Annotated in this window: 21 protein-coding genes; 9 read left to right on the plus strand and 12 right to left on the minus strand. The window is 68.5% G+C overall.

Going from position 1 to position 17,097, the window contains the following annotated elements:
• Positions 1-21 precede the first annotated feature (21 nt).
• Positions 22-846, plus strand: a complete 825-nt coding sequence (locus NP80_RS03820) for a phosphate/phosphite/phosphonate ABC transporter substrate-binding protein (protein WP_006409408.1) — start codon at positions 22-24, stop codon at positions 844-846.
• Between the two features lie 27 nt (positions 847-873).
• On the opposite strand, the gene dbpA is transcribed toward NP80_RS03820, so the two are convergent.
• From dbpA to NP80_RS03835, 3 genes are all read right to left on the minus strand, one after another.
• A complete protein-coding gene (gene dbpA, locus NP80_RS03825; protein ID WP_006409403.1) occupies positions 874-2,268 on the minus strand; it encodes an ATP-dependent RNA helicase DbpA in 1,395 nt (464 codons plus the stop codon).
• Positions 2,265-2,462, minus strand: coding sequence for a hypothetical protein (locus NP80_RS03830; RefSeq protein ID WP_006397660.1), 198 nt, complete (start codon positions 2,460-2,462; stop codon positions 2,265-2,267). The genes dbpA and NP80_RS03830 overlap by 4 nt, the downstream gene beginning before the upstream one ends.
• A gap of 443 nt (positions 2,463-2,905) precedes the next feature.
• On the minus strand, positions 2,906-3,493 hold the full coding sequence (locus tag NP80_RS03835; RefSeq protein WP_006404509.1) for a DUF4410 domain-containing protein: 588 nt from the start codon (positions 3,491-3,493) through the stop codon (positions 2,906-2,908).
• A 145-nt stretch (positions 3,494-3,638) separates the two neighbouring features.
• Here NP80_RS03835 and NP80_RS03840 point away from each other — a divergent pair, with 145 nt between their 5' ends.
• Positions 3,639-3,857, plus strand: a complete 219-nt coding sequence (locus NP80_RS03840; protein WP_006409394.1) for an autotransporter outer membrane beta-barrel domain-containing protein — start codon at positions 3,639-3,641, stop codon at positions 3,855-3,857.
• Positions 3,858-4,111: 254 nt separating this feature from the next.
• On the opposite strand, the gene NP80_RS03845 is transcribed toward NP80_RS03840, so the two are convergent.
• The 3 genes from NP80_RS03845 to NP80_RS03855 form a co-directional block, all read right to left on the minus strand.
• Complete coding sequence (locus NP80_RS03845) at positions 4,112-4,852, minus strand: fucose-binding lectin II (protein WP_035946182.1); 741 nt, start codon at positions 4,850-4,852, stop codon at positions 4,112-4,114.
• Positions 4,853-5,021: 169 nt separating this feature from the next.
• A complete protein-coding gene (locus tag NP80_RS03850) occupies positions 5,022-5,411 on the minus strand; it encodes a fucose-binding lectin II (RefSeq protein WP_006404505.1) in 390 nt (129 codons plus the stop codon).
• Positions 5,412-6,022: 611 nt separating this feature from the next.
• Entirely contained in the window at positions 6,023-6,955 is a 933-nt protein-coding gene (locus NP80_RS03855; RefSeq protein ID WP_006409409.1) for a LysR family transcriptional regulator, read from the minus strand.
• A 96-nt stretch (positions 6,956-7,051) separates the two neighbouring features.
• On the opposite strand from NP80_RS03855, the gene NP80_RS03860 reads away from it, so the two are divergent.
• From NP80_RS03860 to NP80_RS03870, 3 genes are all read left to right on the plus strand, one after another.
• Positions 7,052-8,275 carry a Zn-dependent hydrolase gene (locus tag NP80_RS03860; RefSeq protein WP_006409406.1) on the plus strand — a complete coding sequence of 408 codons (1,224 nt, stop codon included), beginning with the start codon at positions 7,052-7,054 and terminating at the stop codon, positions 8,273-8,275.
• Positions 8,276-8,416: 141 nt separating this feature from the next.
• On the plus strand, positions 8,417-8,884 hold the full coding sequence (locus NP80_RS03865; RefSeq protein WP_035946191.1) for a cupin domain-containing protein: 468 nt from the start codon (positions 8,417-8,419) through the stop codon (positions 8,882-8,884).
• Between the two features lie 125 nt (positions 8,885-9,009).
• Entirely contained in the window at positions 9,010-9,849 is an 840-nt protein-coding gene (locus NP80_RS03870) for an SDR family NAD(P)-dependent oxidoreductase (protein ID WP_035946188.1), read from the plus strand.
• Between the two features lie 124 nt (positions 9,850-9,973).
• Here the strand turns inward: NP80_RS03870 and surE are convergent, their stop codons facing one another.
• The 3 genes from surE to NP80_RS03885 all read right to left on the minus strand — a co-directional run bounded on the left by surE (position 9,974) and on the right by NP80_RS03885 (position 12,082).
• Positions 9,974-10,753, minus strand: coding sequence for a 5'/3'-nucleotidase SurE (surE, locus tag NP80_RS03875; RefSeq protein ID WP_006409411.1), 780 nt, complete (start codon positions 10,751-10,753; stop codon positions 9,974-9,976).
• Between the two features lie 302 nt (positions 10,754-11,055).
• Positions 11,056-11,355: an AzlD family protein gene (locus tag NP80_RS03880; RefSeq protein WP_006413322.1), complete on the minus strand. Its 300-nt coding sequence runs from the start codon at positions 11,353-11,355 to the stop codon at positions 11,056-11,058.
• Positions 11,348-12,082 (minus strand): AzlC family ABC transporter permease, encoded by a 735-nt coding sequence (locus NP80_RS03885; protein WP_006397673.1) that lies wholly within the window; start codon positions 12,080-12,082, stop codon positions 11,348-11,350. Before NP80_RS03885 ends, NP80_RS03880 begins: the two co-directional genes overlap by 8 nt.
• A gap of 124 nt (positions 12,083-12,206) precedes the next feature.
• Here NP80_RS03885 and NP80_RS03890 point away from each other — a divergent pair, with 124 nt between their 5' ends.
• A complete protein-coding gene (locus NP80_RS03890; protein ID WP_006409399.1) occupies positions 12,207-12,665 on the plus strand; it encodes an Lrp/AsnC family transcriptional regulator in 459 nt (152 codons plus the stop codon).
• Positions 12,666-12,796: 131 nt separating this feature from the next.
• Positions 12,797-13,366 carry a hypothetical protein gene (locus NP80_RS03895; protein WP_006397675.1) on the plus strand — a complete coding sequence of 190 codons (570 nt, stop codon included), beginning with the start codon at positions 12,797-12,799 and terminating at the stop codon, positions 13,364-13,366.
• Between the two features lie 185 nt (positions 13,367-13,551).
• Here the strand turns inward: NP80_RS03895 and NP80_RS03900 are convergent, their stop codons facing one another.
• From NP80_RS03900 to NP80_RS03910, 3 genes are read right to left on the minus strand one after another with little or no spacing between them, the layout of a single operon-like run.
• The gene (locus NP80_RS03900; RefSeq protein ID WP_006397676.1) at positions 13,552-13,884 is read right to left on the minus strand and encodes a DUF2322 family protein; all 333 of its coding nucleotides are present in this window, start codon (positions 13,882-13,884) and stop codon (positions 13,552-13,554) included.
• Positions 13,885-13,927: 43 nt separating this feature from the next.
• Positions 13,928-15,364 carry an MFS transporter gene (locus NP80_RS03905; RefSeq protein WP_045593087.1) on the minus strand — a complete coding sequence of 479 codons (1,437 nt, stop codon included), beginning with the start codon at positions 15,362-15,364 and terminating at the stop codon, positions 13,928-13,930.
• Positions 15,361-16,089 carry a flavin reductase family protein gene (locus tag NP80_RS03910; protein ID WP_006409576.1) on the minus strand — a complete coding sequence of 243 codons (729 nt, stop codon included), beginning with the start codon at positions 16,087-16,089 and terminating at the stop codon, positions 15,361-15,363. The genes NP80_RS03905 and NP80_RS03910 overlap by 4 nt, the downstream gene beginning before the upstream one ends.
• A gap of 195 nt (positions 16,090-16,284) precedes the next feature.
• Here NP80_RS03910 and NP80_RS03915 point away from each other — a divergent pair, with 195 nt between their 5' ends.
• On the plus strand, positions 16,285-16,611 hold the full coding sequence (locus NP80_RS03915) for a thioredoxin family protein (protein ID WP_006397679.1): 327 nt from the start codon (positions 16,285-16,287) through the stop codon (positions 16,609-16,611).
• Between the two features lie 20 nt (positions 16,612-16,631).
• Positions 16,632-17,051: a secondary thiamine-phosphate synthase enzyme YjbQ gene (locus tag NP80_RS03920; protein WP_006404493.1), complete on the plus strand. Its 420-nt coding sequence runs from the start codon at positions 16,632-16,634 to the stop codon at positions 17,049-17,051.
• Positions 17,052-17,097: the final 46 nt, after the last annotated feature.

Raw genomic sequence — 17,097 nt, forward strand, 5'->3', positions numbered from 1 at the left:
CGGTGTGCGTAGAATGCCCGCATGAGCCAATGGACCGCCGCACTGCCGATGTATAACGTGACGCCACACCACGCTGCGCTGTGGCTTGCATTGCTGCGCGATGCGCTCGACGCCTTCGCGAAGGCCGGTGGCCCGGCCGACGTCCGCGTGCTGCACGAACCGTTCGGCGATCTGCTCGCGCTATGGCGGCGCGGCGATCTGCTGCTGTCGCAGACTTGCGGGTTTCCCTATCGGATGCTCGGGCTGCGCGACGCGGTGCAACTGATCGCGACGCCCGCTTTCGACGCCGACGGCTGCAGCGGCGCCGAGTATCGCAGCGTGCTCGTCGTGTCGGCGCGCGTACATGCCGGCGGCGTGACGACGCTCGCCGCGTGTCGCGGCCTGCGTGCGGCGTGCAACGGAGCGGATTCGCACAGCGGGATGAACGCGTTCCGACACGCGGTGGCACCGCATGCGCACGACGGCCGGTTCTTCGGTTCGGTCACGTCGTTCGGTTCGCATCTGAACGTGCTGCGTGCGCTCGGCGCCGGCGAAGCCGATTGCGCGGCGATCGACTGCGTGACGTTCGCCTATGTGCGCGATGCGCTGCCGGCGCTGTTGAACGACGTGCGCGTGATCGACATGACGGCATCCGCGCCGGGGTTGCCGTTCATCGCGTCGCGCGCGCTCGGCGAAGCGCAGGCCGACGCGTTGCGCGACGCGCTCGCGAGTGCGGTGAAGGCCGATGCCGCGCGGGCGCGTGCATTGCGGCTGCGCGGTTTCGAACGGTTGTCGCCGGGCGATTACGACGTGATCCAGCGCTTCGCGCAGGACGCGGCCGTGCACGGCTATCCGGCGCTCGCGTGAGCGCCGGCCGCGCGGGCGGCGCGGCGCTTACTCGTCCATCAGTCTGACTTTCACGCGCTTGCCCTTGATCTTCCCCGCATTGAGCTTGCGCAGCGCGTCATGGGCGATACCGCGCTCGACTGCGACGTAGGTCGAGAACTCGGTCACGTTGATCTTGCCGATCTGCTTGCCGTCGAATCCCGCATCGCCGGTCAGCGCGCCGAGCACGTCGCCGGGACGGATCTTGTCCTTGCGTCCGCCGAGAATCTGCAGCGTCTCCATCGGCGGCAGCAGCGGCGCGTCGCTGGCGGGCGTCAGCTCGGACAGCGGCCGCCATTCGACGTCGCGCTTCTGCGCCTGCTCGATCGCGCCGACGCGGCCCATCTCGTCCATGCTCGCGAGGCTCAGCGCCCAGCCTGCCTGATCGGCGCGGCCCGTGCGGCCGATCCGGTGCACGTGCACTTCGGGGTCGGGCGTCACGTCGACGTTGATCACCGCTTCGAGCTGCGCGATGTCGAGCCCGCGCGCGGCGACGTCGGTCGCGACGAGCACCGAGCAGCTGCGGTTCGCGAACTGGATGAGTACCTGGTCGCGTTCGCGCTGTTCGAGCTCGCCGTGCAGCGCAAGCGCGTGGAAGCCCTGTGCGTGCAGCACGTCGATCAGGTCGCGGCATTGCTGCTTGGTATTGCAGAACGCGATCGTGCTGACCGGCCGGTAATGGTTCAGCAACATGCCGACCGCATGCAGCCGCTCGGTTTCGGTCACTTCGTAAAAGCGCTGACGGATCTTGCTGTCGTCGTGGCGCTCTTCGAGCTTCACTTCCTTCGGATTGCGCAGGAACTGCTGGCTCAGTTTCGCGATGCCTTCCGGGTAGGTTGCCGAGAACAGCAGCGTCTGCCGCGTCGGCGGACATTGGCGCGCGACCTTGGCGATGTCGTCGAAGAAGCCCATGTCGAGCATACGGTCCGCTTCGTCGAGCACGAGCGTGTTCAGCGCATCGAGGTGCAGATTGCCGCGATCGAGGTGATCCATGATGCGGCCGGGCGTGCCGACCACGATATGCGCGCCGTGCTCGAGGCTTTGCGCCTGCGGACGCATCGGCGTGCCGCCGCAGAGCGTCAGCACCTTCACGTTTTCCTCTGCGCGTGCGAGGCGGCGCACCTCCTGCGCGACCTGGTCCGCGAGTTCGCGCGTCGGGCACAGGATCATCGCCTGCACGTCGAAACGGCGGGCATCGAGGCGCGACAGCAGCGCGAGCGAGAATGCGGCGGTCTTGCCGCTGCCGGTTTTCGCCTGCGCGATCAGGTCGTGGCCGGCCAGCGCGATCGGCAGGCTCGCAGCCTGGATCGGCGTCATGTCGACATAGCCGAGCTGCTCGAGATTGGCCAGCATGGCGGGCGTCAGCGGCAGCGCGCTGAACGGCGTGGCGGTCGGTTGGGTCAAGACAGGTCTCCGAGGTAGGGGCGGCCTTCCATTTGCTCGTAGACGACATTGCCTTCGTCGTCTTCGAAGCGCTCGACATAGTTGCGGGCGCCGCACAGCGGGCAGCGGAACAGCAGGCCCTGGCCTTCGTCCTTGATCACGACGTCGGACGTCTCCCACTGCGTGCCGCAGCTCTGGTTTCGGCAGGTAAACACGGTCTTTCTCCAGCTGAATTCGGTTGAGGGCGCCCGGGCGGGCGTGGCAGCGAAGCGCGGCACTCGCGCGGCTCGGGCGCGGGCCGCACCGGCGGTCGCGCGGACCGCGTCGATGCAGAGGGTGGATCGGGTGGCGACGGTGTCGCACGTGCCCGCAATTCTAGCGGATGCCGGGGGCGGTAGCGGGGGAACGGTGCCTCACGAGCGGGCGGGGACGATCGTCGCGCGCGGCCGGGGGCCGACGAACCGTCGCGGATGGCGGGCTTTCCGCTTCGTGCCGTCGTTCGGCACGATCGCGCGGATCCGCTGCTGCCGTTCAGGCTGTTGCCTCGGAGAAGGGCATCGCGCGCAGCGACGACCCGGCGAAGTGCGTGGAGCGACGAGCCGGCAGCCTCGGAGGCGCCCGGCGGGCCGCGATGACGCGATCCGCCGGACGTCCGGTATTACAGCTTCGACTTGCCCGTTGCAGCGGCGGCCTGCTGCGCAGCGGTGGCCGGATCGAGCGTGGCGAGCGTCTGCTCGGTGAATTTCTCGTACAGCCAGTCCATGCGCATGCTGTCGATGCCGGCGATGCCGCCGAGCGCGTACGATGCCGACACCTTGAAGCGGTCGACCGGACGATTGTCGGCATCGGCGAGCGTCACGGTGCCGTTCACATGATCGTTGCCGGCCATGAAGCCGAACATGACCGCGGAAAAGCTCGACCGCACGCGAATGCCGGTGACTTCGACGTTCAGGTGCATCGCATCGGGCGAATCGGCTTTGGCGAGCAGCTTGCGTGCGTCCAGGGCGGTTTCGAGCTTCTCCTGCAGCTTTTTCGCGTCGAACTTCAGGTTGTCTTTGAGTTCTTCCCGCGCGGTGTCGTCGAGCGTGACGTTCACGATCACGGGTTTCGTACCGAAGTGCGCCGTCGACGCGGTGACGGGCGCCGTGGCCGAGCTGCTCGCGTCGCGCGTCACGCTGCTTGCGCAGCCCGACAGGAAGCCGATCGTTATCCATGCCAGCGCGGCATGACGGAAAAGGGTTTTCATCGTTTGGTCTTCTGGTCTTGTGATTGGGATTGTTTGAACAGGCTGGGTAGCCGGAACTGAACCTAACACGCCGCGATTCGATTCAATTCGTCGAAAAGACGGGGAAGTTCGGCGCTGGATTCGGCATTCGCTTATCGCGGTGCGAATGTGCTGCGCGTTCGGCAGTGACGATAGGACGACGTTCCGCGGCTCGACGGCGATCGGCTCGCAGGCCGGGCAGACCGCCGCGCAGATCGGTGCCGGGCTTGTCGCGCAGTGGACGAAGCGCGGCAGTATGTATGCGGCGGTCAGCTACCTGACGAACCTCGGCGGCGAGCACCGGCGCACGATCATCAGGCATGCGGGCGTGCGATGGACGTGGTGATGCCGGGCCCGTCGCTCACGGGCGGGCGCTCGACGCTCGCATGAGGCAGCGTCGGCAGACGCCGGCAAGCGATGCGCGCAGCAGCGCATGCGCCCGCGCCGATGCGGGGAAAAATAGCCGCGCCGCCGGCCATCGTCGCCCGTCCGCATCTGAGCCGGCGCGCGGCGATCGCGCTTTCGAGGAGATCGCCGCACGCCTCTCGGACGGGACCGGAGCCTGCCGGCGGGCGCGTGTCCGCCGCGGCGACTGCCCGTTCAACCGAGTGGCCAGTTCAGGATCGCGATCCCGTCGTTGTAGTCGCCGTCCGTGCCGTCTTCCGAAGCGACCAGTCCGAAGTACGCCTTCTTGAAGATGTCGACCTGGCGCGAGCCGATCTTCGACGGCTTGCCGTTCACCGTGACCACCACGCGCACCTTGCCGTTGCCCGAGTTCACGATCTGCGTGTTCAGGTTCGTGTTATGCGTGCCGGCGCCCTGGAATGTCGCGGCTGGCTTCGGGTCGTCGTCGACGAAGACCTCGATCGTCTGCTGTGCGGACGAGTTGACCAGCGCGGTCACGCCGAATGCGATGTTCGGCGGCAGATTGAACACGCCGTCGCGTTCGCCGCCGCCGGCGGTCGCGGTATCCGGCTGCGCGGGTTGCGGCTGCGGCGTCGCTTTCGAGAAATAGTTGACCACCGCGCCGACGCCGAACTTCGCCGCTGCGCCCGGCAGCACGCCGGGCGCGCCGGCCCACGTGACTGTGCATGCGACCACCTGTCCGGCCGCGTCGGTCTTCACCTTGTTCTGCCAGCTGCCGACGTCGAAGCTGTACGGAACGGTCGCGATGTCGACGAACACGTCGTACTGCGGCAGCTTCTCGACGAGCTGCGCGGTCATGAACTGGCGCATCCGGTCGAGCACCGCCTGGTCGCCGTTCGCTTGCACGGCCTTGGCATCGTTGCCGGCGAGTTGCAGTAGCGCGTAAAGATCGTCATGGGTAAACGGTTGTTGCATGTCGTTCTCGTCTTGATGGTCTCGATGGAATGTCGGTGTGCATGCGGATGTCACATGCACGATTGCTGCGCCGGGTGCGCGCACGTGCGCAGGATGCAGGAGAAGTTGCGTGGAATCCGGCTTCGCTACGCTCGGCCCGGTCGCGACGGCGATGCCGGCGGCCGGCTCGTCAGCCGATCGGCCACTGCAGCACGACGATGCCGTCGTTGTAGTCGCTGTCGTGGCCGTCCTCCGACACGACGATCCCGAAGTTGACCGTGTACGGCGAGCCGTCCGATTTCTTGCCGGTGATCGGCGCGAGCCGCGCGTCGGTGGCCGATGCCTTTCCGTTGACCGTCACCTCGAAGCGCAGCTTGCCGTTGCCCGAATTCAGCGTGGCCTCGCGCGGGCCGTCGCGCGTGGTGAGCTTGTAATACGCGGCCGGTTCGTTGCTGTCGCCGATGAACAGCTTGATGTGCTGCTGTTCGGCCGCATTCGCGAAGAAAATCGCGCGGAAATCGGTGTTCGGCGGGATCGAGAATTCGCCGCCACGATTCGAGGACGTTTGAGAGTCGGCCATGCTTTCCTCCTGGAGATCGATGAATGAGATGTTTCACCGTGTTGCGCAAACGTTTGCCTTTTGAAACACGGTTAAATCAGAATGGCAAAAAATAAATAAGAAAATATTTGGCCGGGAATGGAAGTCATTCAGAAAATCGAAAACAGAAACGATCCAAATCAATAAACACATTTCAATTGGAATGACGCGATATATTCGAGAAACGATATCGTCGTGTGTCGCGCTTTCATCAACAATGAACGTACGTGTGAGCGGGAACAGCGCTACGCGTTCCGTCGGGCGTCAGGGCGCACTTGGGTTGATAAAGAGGCCATCGCGCAGCCTGACGATCAGGTCGCCGCAGCGTCGCCGAGCGAGCGTGACGGGCGCTGGGTTATCGCGCTTGCCTTGCTGAATCTTGCGCGCGTCATCGCCCGTTAGAGCGAGTCCCGCAACACCGCGAAGGCGATCCGCGCGCAGGATTTCGGCCCGGCCAACGGTGCGTGGGTGCGGGCCCATCGATTGCGCCGCCGTCGCCGGCCGAAGCCGATCTGCAGACCGACTGTCCGGCCCGTGCGTTGCACGCCATGCCGCGCGACGCGTCTGCCCCCGTGTCCGTGCGCCGACGTGTATCACGCGCCGTCGCTGTCTCCGTCTGCGCCACCCCTGAACACATCCGCCGCCGCCTTCAAACAGTCGATCAACCTCAGCGCGGCCGGCGTCAGCAGCGCGTGCCGCCGCATCACGATCGCGACCGTCAGCGCCGGCAGCGGCTCGACGAGATCGAGCACGACGAGCCGGCGCGAGCCGCGCTCGACGTCCGCGAGCGGCCGCGCGAAGACGCCGAGTGCGTCCGTCCGCGACACGAGCCCGAGCGTCGCCGCGAACGACGGGCACTGCACGATCCGCTTCGGCATCTCGATCCCGCGCGGAACGAAGATCGACCGGATCAGATCGTCGCCGCCGTCCCCATAGCGCGGCACGCACCAGCGCGCGTCGCCGAGCTCGCGCAGCGAACGCGCGCGGGCCAGCCGATGCCGGCTGCGGGCGACCACGACGAACGCAGTGCGGAACAGCGGAATGCGCGCGAATTCGTCGGCGTCCGGCAGCGCGTCCGACAGCTGATGCGTGACGATGAAATCGAGCGAGCCGTCGCGCAGTCGCGCGAAGTCGGTCGCCGTCAGCGCGTCGTCGATATTGACCGCCGCGCCGGGCAGCGCGCGCGTGAACGCATCGAAGGCGTGCGGCAGGATCGTCAGCGCGACGGTCGGGCTGACCGCGATCGACACCGAGCCGGTCGTGCCGAGCCGCAACTGCTCGATTTCGTCGCGCGTGCGCTGGATCTCCTCGACGATGCGCCGCGCGCGGATCGCGAACGCGCTGCCGTAATCGGTCAAGGCGACGCCCTTGACGCTGCGCATCACGAGCGGCACGCCGAGCTCGCCTTCGAGCTCGCGCACGATGCCGCTGACGGCCGGCTGCGTGACGCCGAGCGCGCGGGCGGCGCCGCGGATCGTGCGGTGCTCGGCGACGGCGAGGAATGCACTGAGCTGCTTGAGCTTCATCGGAGTGACAAGAAGAAGTTATCGTCTGCAAGAAAATCTTGGATTTTCCTTATCGGACCGAGTGTATATGCTCGGGGCTTTTCAGGAGCGACGGCGATGATGCGCGTCAACCGGCAACGACTGTGGGATTCGCTGATGGAGATGGCGACGATCGGCGCGACCGCGCGCGGCGGCAGCTGCCGGCTCGCGCTGAGCGACGACGAGGTGCGCGGCCGGCGCCGCTTCATCGCATGGTGCGAGGCGGCCGGCTGCGAGATCCGCATCGATCCGATCGGCAACCTGTTCGCGCGGCGGCCCGGCACGGAGCCGGATGCGCCGGCCGTGATGTGCGGCAGCCATCTCGACACGCAGCCGCTCGGCGGCCGCTTCGACGGCGTCTATGGCGTGCTCGCGGGCCTCGAGGCGATTCGCACGCTGAACGAGCACAGCATCGCGACGCGGCATCCGATCGACGTCGTCGCATGGACGAACGAAGAGGGTTCGCGCTTCACGCCCGGCATGATGGGTTCGGCCGTCTATGCGGGCAAGCTGGACCTCGACGACGCGCTCGCGCGGCCCTGCATGCACAGCGGCGTGCGGCTCGACGACGAGCTCGAACGCACGGGCTTCGCGGGTCCTGTGCGCGAGCGGCAGATGCCGAAGGCGTACTTCGAAGCGCATATCGAGCAGGGGCCCGTGCTCGAGAACGCGGGCGTGCCGATCGGCGTCGTGACCGGCGTGCAGGGCATCGTCGAACTCGACGTCACGGTGACCGGTTTCGAGTCGCATGCCGGCACGACGCCGATGAGCGTGCGCAAGGACGCGATGGGCGTCGCGGCCGCGATGATCGCCGCGATCGTCGAGCACGGGCACGGCTTCGACGCCGATGCGCGCGTGACGGTCGGCCATCTCGCGTGCCAGCCGAACTCGCCGAGCACGATACCGGGGCAGGTGCGCTTCAGCGTCGACGTGCGTCATCCGTCGCGCTCGGCGTTGCAGCGGCTCGTCGCCGATATCGGCGCGATCTGCACGGAGCGCACCGCGCTGCGCGGCACGCACGTGGACGTGCAGCGCATCGCCGAGTACGACCCGATCGCGTTCGACGCGGCATGCATCGAACGTGTGCGGCAGGCAACGATCGCGGCCGGCTATCCGTATCTCGAGATGTTCAGCGGCGCCGGGCACGATGCGGTGAACCTGTCGTACGTCGCACCGAGCGCGATGGTGTTCGTCCCGTGCAAGGCCGGCCTCAGCCACAACGAGGCCGAGGACGCAGATCCCGTCCATCTCGCGCAAGGCGCGTCGGTGCTCGCGAACCTGCTCGTCGACTGCGCGCGCTAGCACGCGGCCGCATGCCGCCGGCGGCGGTGGCGAACGGGAGGTCGCGACGCGCACGAGAAAATGGCGGACAATCGTCGGCCGGCCGGCGCCATGCCGGCCGGTTCGTTCAACCGCTGCATTCCCGACGCTTGCGAGATCCCCATGTCGACGACACCCCCGCGGGAGCTGCTGAAGGCTGCCGACATCGCGAAGATGGAACCGACACGCGCGGTTCATCCGCTCAATCCCAATGCCGTACGGCTGCGCAAGGCGCTCGGCGATCTGACCGGCATCACACAGCTCGGCTTTCATCTGATCACGTTGATGCCGGGCCACGAGTCCGCCGAATATCACCGGCATCTGTACGAGGAAGAGTGCGTCTACGTGCTGTCCGGCAACGGCACCGTGACGATCGGCGAGCGCCGCGAAGCGGTCGGACCGGGCGATTTTCTCGGCTTCGCGCGCGGCGGCGAAGCGCATACGCTGCAGAACACCGGCGATACGCCGCTCGAACTGATCGTCGTCGGGCAGCGGCTCGAGCACGACGTATGCGAATACCCGCGGGTCGGCAAGCGGCTGTATGTCGCCGGGCCGCTCGAAGACTTCGTCGACTTGCCGACACAGCCGTAACGCGCTCGCGCGATGGCGGCGGCCGCACGATGTGCGATGCGCGCGCTGCCGCGATCGCGCGCAGGATTCGCGCGGCGGTGCGCGTCGCGCTTATGATGCGGAATCGCCATCCGCAGGGTTTCGCCATGGACACGCCCCACCCGCCGACGCACGCCCCGATCCCCGACACCGAACTCGAAGCCGAAGTCGACGCCGAAGTCGAAACCGCCATCGAGCCGCGCGCGTCGCGCGTGCATCGGCCGGTTGCGCTCGTCACCGGATCGACGTCGGGGATCGGCGCGGCGATTGCACGGCGCCTCGCCGCGGACGGTTACGCGGTGATCCTGCATTCGCGGCGGTCGGTCGAGACGGGGCGCGCGATGGCGAGCGAACTCGGCGCGGCATACGTGCAGGCCGATCTCGCCGACGATGCCGAACGCGTGAGGCTGATCCGCGATGCGCTCGCGGTGCACGGCCGCCTCGACGTGCTCGTCAATAACGCGGGCATCAGCCGCACGATCGCGCACGACGATCTGGCAGCCGCGACGTCCGACGTGTGGCGCGAGCTGTACGAGATCAACGCGATCGCGCCGTTTCGGCTCGTCGCCGAAGCGCAGCCCGCGCTGCTCGAAGCGGCGTCGCACGGCCGTGCCGGCTGCGTCGTGAACGTCAGTTCGCACGCCGGTGTGCGGCCGAAGGGCGCGTCGATTCCGTATGCGGCCGCGAAGGCGGCGCTCAATCACACGACGCGCCTGCTCGCGCGCACACTGGCGCCGGCGATCCGCGTCAATGCGGTTGCGCCCGGGCTCGTCGATACGCCGCTGACGGCCGACTGGACCGACGCGCAGCAGCTCTGGCGCGAGCGTGCGCCGATGCGCCGCGCGGCGACGCCGGACGACGTCGCGCAGACGGTCGCGATGCTCGTCGCGTCCGACTACGTGACGGGCGAGATCGTCATGCTCGACGGCGGATTGAATCTGACGTAGCGGGGCGCCGCTGGCTGCCGGTCCGCTGATCGGGGGCGTAGCGCTGTCTGCTGCGGCCAGGATCGCCGGCTGCGTCTCGCTACGGTCGGTGAGCCCTCGCCCTCACCCTCGCCCGGCCGGCGACTCAGCCGATGCTCGAGCGCAGCCGCGCGAGCGCGTGATCATGCGTGCGTTCGAACTTCAGCGGCGTGACGGAAATGAAGCCTTCGCCGAGCGCGACCGTTTCCGAATCGGCGGCGTCGTCGCGCGGGGCGCGCGCGAGTTTCAGCCAGTGATACTCGATGTCGCGCGGATCGCGCCCCGACACGATTTCGACGCCCTGCAGCGTGCCGGCGCCCTGATTCGTCGCCTTCAGGCCGCGCACGTCCTGCGCGGGTCGCGCGGGGAAGTTCACGTTCAGGCACACGTCGCTGTCCCAGCCGGCCGCGACGAGCCGGCGGATGACGTCGGGCGCATGCGCAAGCGCGGTGTCCCACGGCACCGCGTGCCGATCGGTGAAGGCCTGGCTCAGTGCGATGGCCGGTACGCCGAGCAGCATGCTCGTCATCGCGGCGCCGACCGTGCCCGAGAACACGGTCTCGGTGCCGAGATTCGCGCCGCGATTGACGCCCGACAGCACCGCGTCGGGCCGCGCGTCCTTCATCAGATGGCTGACGGCGATCGCGACGCAGTCGCCGGGCGTGCCGCGCACCGCGAAGCGGCGTTCGTCTTTGCGATGCACGCGCAGCGGCTCGTGCAGGCTCAGCGAGTGCGACGTGCCGCTCTGGTCCTCGGCCGGCGCGACGATCCACACTTCGCGCGCGAGCTGCGCGGCGACGCGTTCGAGCACGGCGAGACCGGGGGCGTCGAATCCGTCGTCGTTGGTGAGCAGGACGCGATCGAACAGCGGGCGGGTTTCTTGCATCGGAACGTTCCTCGTGGAGATGGGGCTGCGGATATCGTCGCCGCGTGCGCGGGCGGCCGGCCGGGGCCGCGCGCCGCGCGCGCGGCGAAGCGACGGATTGCCGAAGAGTATGACGCAGCGCGCGCAGGTCCGGCGTGCGGCAACACGCAGCGCCTCGTTGCGCGCCGGGGCGCGCGCGTCTCGGCGCGCATTCGGCGCGATCTCGCCGATGTGAAAACGGGCGCTTGCGCGCCCGTCGTCGAATGGACCGGTGGACCGGTGGACCGCTGGACCGATGACCGGCCGCGGCGGGCCTGCGTTCGCTAGCCGAGCAGGTGTCGCAGCACGCCGGCCGACACGACGCCGATCGCGACGGTCGGGAGGATCGACAGGCGCGTGGCCGCGACGATCGTGATGCCGAGCGCGAGCAGGTCGGCCGGACGCGTCGACACGAAGGCGGGTGCGATCACCGAGATCAGCACGCAGCCCGGCACGTTCTCCATGACGGCGGCCATTCGCGGGCTCAGCGGGCGGTTGCGCAGCATCACGTAGCCGAGGATGCGCGAGAGGTAAGTCGTCGACGCCATCAGCACGATCGTTGCGACGGTGCTGAAATCAGGCATCGCGCGGCTCCCACCACAGCGCGGCGATCAGCCCCGCGCAGGCGCCCGCCGCGACGTACCAGGCACCCGGCACGGCCAGATGCGTGGCCGCCGCGACGACGAGGCTCACGAACCACGGGCGGCTCGCGCGCAGACCCTTCCACATCCCGCGCAGCAGCACGAGAAACACGGCCGTGAACGCCATGTCGAAGCCGTACTGTTCGACGTTGCCGATCGTCGGTCCGACGGCCGCGCCGAGCGTCGTCATCGAGATCCATGTCAGGTAGAGCCCGGCGCAGATCCCCGCGTAATACGGGACGCTGATGTGCGTGTCGGCGCGCGAGCGCGTATCGGCGAGCGACATCGCCCAGCTCTCGTCGCACATGAAGAACAGCGCGGCGAACGCGCGGCGGCGCGGCAGGCGCCGGATATACGGCGCGAACGCGGCGCCCATCAGGATGTGACGCGAATTGACGAGAAACGACATCGCGACGATCAGCGCGATGTGCGGCGGCGACGTCCACAGATGGATCGCCGCGAATTCGGAGCCGCCGCCGAAGTTCAGGCCCGTCATCATCGGCACCTCGAACAGGCTCAGCCCTTTTTGCGCGGCCTGCGCGCCCAGCACGAGCGCGAACGGCACGAAACCCAGCATGACGGGCAGCGCCGCGCGCAAGCCGCGGCCCATCTCGGCGACATGGGCGGGCCGCTCGCGCAGCCCGGACGACGTTGAAACGCTACTGCTCATTACTCCTCCTTCGGGGGAGGGATTGTCTGCTTTTTTGACTCGAATCGGGTTGCGTTGTCGCCATGTTTTTCGCAGAATTTGGCATCGAACCTGCAATACGCAAATTTTTTGGAATCGGGTGCCAATGAAGCTTGACGCAATCGACCGGCGGATCCTGACCGCGCTGCAGCGCGACGGCCGCATCCAGAACGTCGAACTCGCGCAGGAGGTCGGGCTGTCGCCGTCGCCGTGCCTGCGGCGCGTGCGGCTGCTCGAGGAAGCGGGCGTGATCGAGAAATACGTGGCCGTGCTGAACCCGGCGAAGGTCGGCAAGGGGCTGACGATCTTCACGCGCGTGTGGCTGAAGGGGCAGGACGCGGAGACGGTGAACCGCTTCGCGGAGGCGGTCCAGCAGATGCCGGAAGTCGTCGAATGTCATCTGATGGCGGGCGACTGCGACTTCCTGCTGCGCGTCGTCGCGGCCGACATCGACGACTACCGTCGCTTTCAGATGGAGTATCTGACGCGCATTCCGGGCGTGCTCAGCGTGAAGACCGACATTCCGATGCAGAAGATCAAGCTGACCTCGGCGCTGCCGACGTAGCGGCGCGCGGCGCGTTCACGGCAAGTGCGACGAACGCCCGATACACTGATGCAACGCGACGCCGCCGCGCCGATGCCGCGCAGGCGCCGCCCGGTAGCGAAACGCCCCTGCCTTTTCCTGTCGAGCGAAACATGCAGCCCGTCAACAGTCCGTGGAATTCGCTGGAAATCGTGAAGCTGGTGCTCGGCGTGCTGACGCCGCTGTCGGTGGCCGGCCTCGGCTGGCTGGTCGCGCGGCGGCTGAAGCGGCTCGAGCTCGTGCAGTGGACCAACCAGAAGCTGATCGAGAAGCGGCTTGCGCTGTACGACGTGGTCGCGCCGCAACTGAACGCGCTGCTGTGCTTCTACACCTGGATCGGCTACTGGAAGGACATCTCGCCCGACGACGTGATCCGCGCGAAGCGCGAGCTCGACCGCACGTTCCATCTGTATCGCTATCTGTTCGACGACGACGTGTACGACGCGTATCACGCGTACATCCACGCGCTGTTCGAGATGCATACGGGCGCGGGCCGCGATGCGCGCATCCGTTCGCTGATCCACGGGCCGGACGGCGATCGCAGCGTGCACGGCACGTACGACTGGAAGCCCGGATGGTCCGAGCGTTTCGCGACGGACAACGTCGAAGACAAGGCCGACGTGCTGCGGCACTACACGCGGCTGATGGAGCGCCTGCGGGTCGCGCTCGGTGCGAATCGCTGATCGGGATGGCGGTGCGCGGCAAGCGGCGATCGGTGCGCGGCGCGCGGCGAGTGGCGAGTGGCGAGTGGCGAGTGGCGAGTGGCGAGTGGCGAGTGGCGAGTGGCGAGTGGCGCGGCCCGCGGCTCCGCACGGCACGCGCCGCGTTCCTGCGTTCCGGCCGCCGCAGTGCCGCGACGCCGCGTCGCTCAGCCCTTCGCGACGACGTCGATGCGCAGCGCTTCGCCGCCCGCGACGATTGCGAGCAGACGATCGACGTTCGGATGCGCGCCCGGGCGATTGCGCGCGTCGGCCGTATGTTCGGCGAATACCGCGAGCCCGTGCTCGGCCGCTTTCGCGTCGAGCGTGCCGAACGTCTGCTTCAGGTAGTGGTACACGGCGAGCGAGCCCTGCTTGCCCGGCTGGTTCTCGATGCTGGCCACCACGTCGCCGTTCGCGGCGACGAGATCGATGCGTGCGATGCCGTCGATGGCCGGCAATTGCGCGAGATTGTCCTTGAAGACTGCGGTCGGTTGAATCACTGAAACACTCCGTCGGTTCATGAGGGGCAACGCGGGCCGTATCTTATCCGATCGCACGCGACGCGCGCGCGGGCGCGCGGCCGCGGCCGGACGTGCGCCACGCGAGCGCCGCGCAGCCGAGCTGCACGATGCTGCCGGCGCCCATCGCGATCCGCAGGGCGGCTGCGCCGCCGCCGAACGCGTCGTACAGCGCGCCGAGCACGGCGACGCCGAGCACCGCGCCGATCATCCGCATGACGTTCATCAGCGAGGCGGCCGTGCCGGCGCGCTCGGCGTCGACCGTGCCGACGGCCGTCGCGGCCAGCGATCCGACCGCGAGCCCGAGCCCCGTGCCGGTCAGCACGAGCCCGCAAGCGGCCCACGCGAGCGTCGGCGCGTGCGCGTCGGTCGAGCCCGCCGCGCCGATGCCGATGACCGCGAGCCCGAGCCCCATCAGCGCGACGCCGCCTGCGCCGGCCGTGCGTGCACCGACGCGCGCCGCGACGGCGCCGGAGCCGAACGACACGAGCGCGAACGGCACCGACATCGGCAGCAGCGCCACGCCGGCACCGGCCGCATCGAGCACACGGTGGCTCTGCCATGCGAGCGGCAGCACGAACAGCATCCCGTAGCCGCCGAACGTCATCGCGCCGTTCGCGATCAGCATGCCGCGAAACGGACGGTTCGCGAGCAGGTCGAGCGGCACGAGCGCGGTCGTGCCGAGCCGCCGCTCGACACGCACGAACAGCGCGACGGCGACGCCGCTCGCCGCAATCAAGAGTGCGGCGCGCGGCGGAGCTTGACGTGCGTCGATCGTCGCGAAGACGATGCCGCCGATCGCGAGCGCGCCGAGCACCTGTGCGACGACGTCGAAGCGGCGGCCCCGAGGATCGGCCGACTCGCGCACCGCGACTGCCGCGAGCACGACGGCCGCGGCGCCGAACGGAATCACGATCGCGAAGATGCTCGGCCAGCCGAACGCGCGAATCAGCACGCCGCCGAGCGTCGGCCCGACGATCATCGCGATGCCGCCGCATGCCGCCCAGATGCCGAGTGCCCGCGCGCGCTCGGCCGGATCGCGCCAGGTCACGCGCACGATCGCGAGCGACGCGGGAATCAGCAGCGCGGCCCCGGCGCCCGCGAGCGCGCGGCCGGCGATCAACACGCCGAGCGTCGGCGCGAGCGCGCAGACGACCGACGCGCCGCTCAGCAACGCCGCACCGGCGACGAATGCGCGGCGCCGCCCGTAGAGGTCGCCGATCAGGCCGCCGGTGAGCAGCAGCACCGCATACGCGAGGTTGTACGCATCGATCACCCATTGCAGTGCGCCGACGCGTGCGCCGAACGTCGCGCCGATCGCACCGGTCGCGAGATTGACGATCGCGGTGTCGATCTGCGCGATCAGCACCGCGATGCAGAGCGTCGGCAGCACGAGCCGGTGCCGCGCGGCCCGCGCCTCATCGGCAGCGTCGCGCAACGCCGCGCGGGTCGGGCGCATCATCGCGGGTCTCCCGGCAGGCTGCCGTCGTGCACGGCGTCGGCCGCGTGCAGCGCGTCGCGTGCGCGATCGATGTCGCGGCTGCGGTAGGCGCGTTCAGGAATGTCGGCGAGCCGCGACGGATGGACCTGCTGCGCGTCCAGTCCGTAGAACTTCTGGAAGCTCATGATCAGCGGCGACCATTTGTCGGGATCGATGCGATCCGGTTCCCCGTCGACCAGCAGATCGGGATGCACGTGCACGCGCTGCACGCGCACTTCGAACACGCGAATGCGGCCGCGCAGATCGGGCGCGTCGTCGCCGATGCCGTGTGTCGCGACGACGACCGCTTCCAGATGAACCGGACATTCGAGCGCACGCGGCGGCGCGACGGTGTGCGATGCGGTTTCGGTCAGTCCGGCCGTGCCGAACTTGTCGGCTTCGTACACGTAGCCCTTCGCGTGCTTCGATTCCGGCACGGGGTACGTGCCGGTCGTGCGCGCGATCCGATCGACCGCATGCGCCTGCGCGGGCGACGCCAGATTCAGTACGCATTCGCGCGTGCGCAGCAGATTCTGCGCGGTCTGCGAGCTGTTCGCGAGTCCGAGCACGCCGCGCCAGCCGAGCCAGAACGCGGACGACATCGGCGCGAGATTGGCCGTGCCGTCGGCGTTCAGCGTGCTGATCAGCACGACGGGCGTGCCGAAGTACAGGATGTTCGGTTCGGTGACGCGATGCGGCGCATGCATGGGCGGATTCCTTTCGACGATCAGCCTGCATGCTGCGCGCGCGGCGGCCGCACGGCGCTCCGGATCTTGCCGTGTCATCCGGCCGGCGGGGCGCCGGCATCGGCGGGGCTTTTCCGCTACAGTAGGAAATCGCAGGTCGCGCAGCCCGGTATCCGGCGGCGCGACCAGGTTCGAGAATTGCTGACGAGGAACCCGATGCTCACTCCGCAACGCTATACCTCCAACGCGCCGACGCGCGCGGAAGTCGAAGCGCTGACCGGCGCCACCGTGATCGAATTCGGCGCCAACTGGTGCGGGATCTGCGCGGGCGCGCAGCCGTCGATCGTCGCGTCGCTTGCGGCGCATCCCGAGGTCCGCCATCTGAAGATCGAGGACGGCCCCGGCCGGCCGCTCGGCCGTTCGTTCGGCGTGAAGCTGTGGCCGACGCTCGTGTTTCTGCGCGACGGCGTCGAAGTCGCGCGCGTCGTGCGCCCGATCGACGCGCGGCAGATCGAAGCCGAAGGCTTCGCGGCGCTCGCCTGATCCGTACGGGACGACAAGCCATGCAACAGGCCATCCAGCACGTCGGCGTCGATACGCGAGGCCGCGGCCTCGTCGAGTTCACCGCGCGCGTGCGCGCGTTCGTCGATCAGCAGACGATCCGCACCGGGCTGCTGACCGTCTTCTGCCGGCACACGTCCGCGTCGCTGCTGATCCAGGAGAATGCCGATCCGTCGGTGCAGCGCGATCTCGAGCGCTACTTCGAGACGCTCGCGCCCGAGCACGCGACGCGCTACGAGCACGACACCGAAGGCGCGGACGACATGCCGGCGCATCTGCGCACCGCGCTCACGCAGGTGCAGCTGTCGATCCCGGTCGAGAACGGACGGATGGTGCTCGGCACCTGGCAGGGCATCTATCTGTTCGAGCATCGCCGCGCCGCGCATCGGCGCGACGTCGTGCTGCATCTGATCGGCGAGTGAGCCGCACGCGGGCGCGCGTCGGCGGCGGGCGGCGTGCGATGGACGC

The organism is Burkholderia multivorans ATCC BAA-247 (assembly GCF_000959525.1).
GTDB classification, from domain to species: Bacteria; Pseudomonadota; Gammaproteobacteria; order Burkholderiales; family Burkholderiaceae; genus Burkholderia; species Burkholderia multivorans.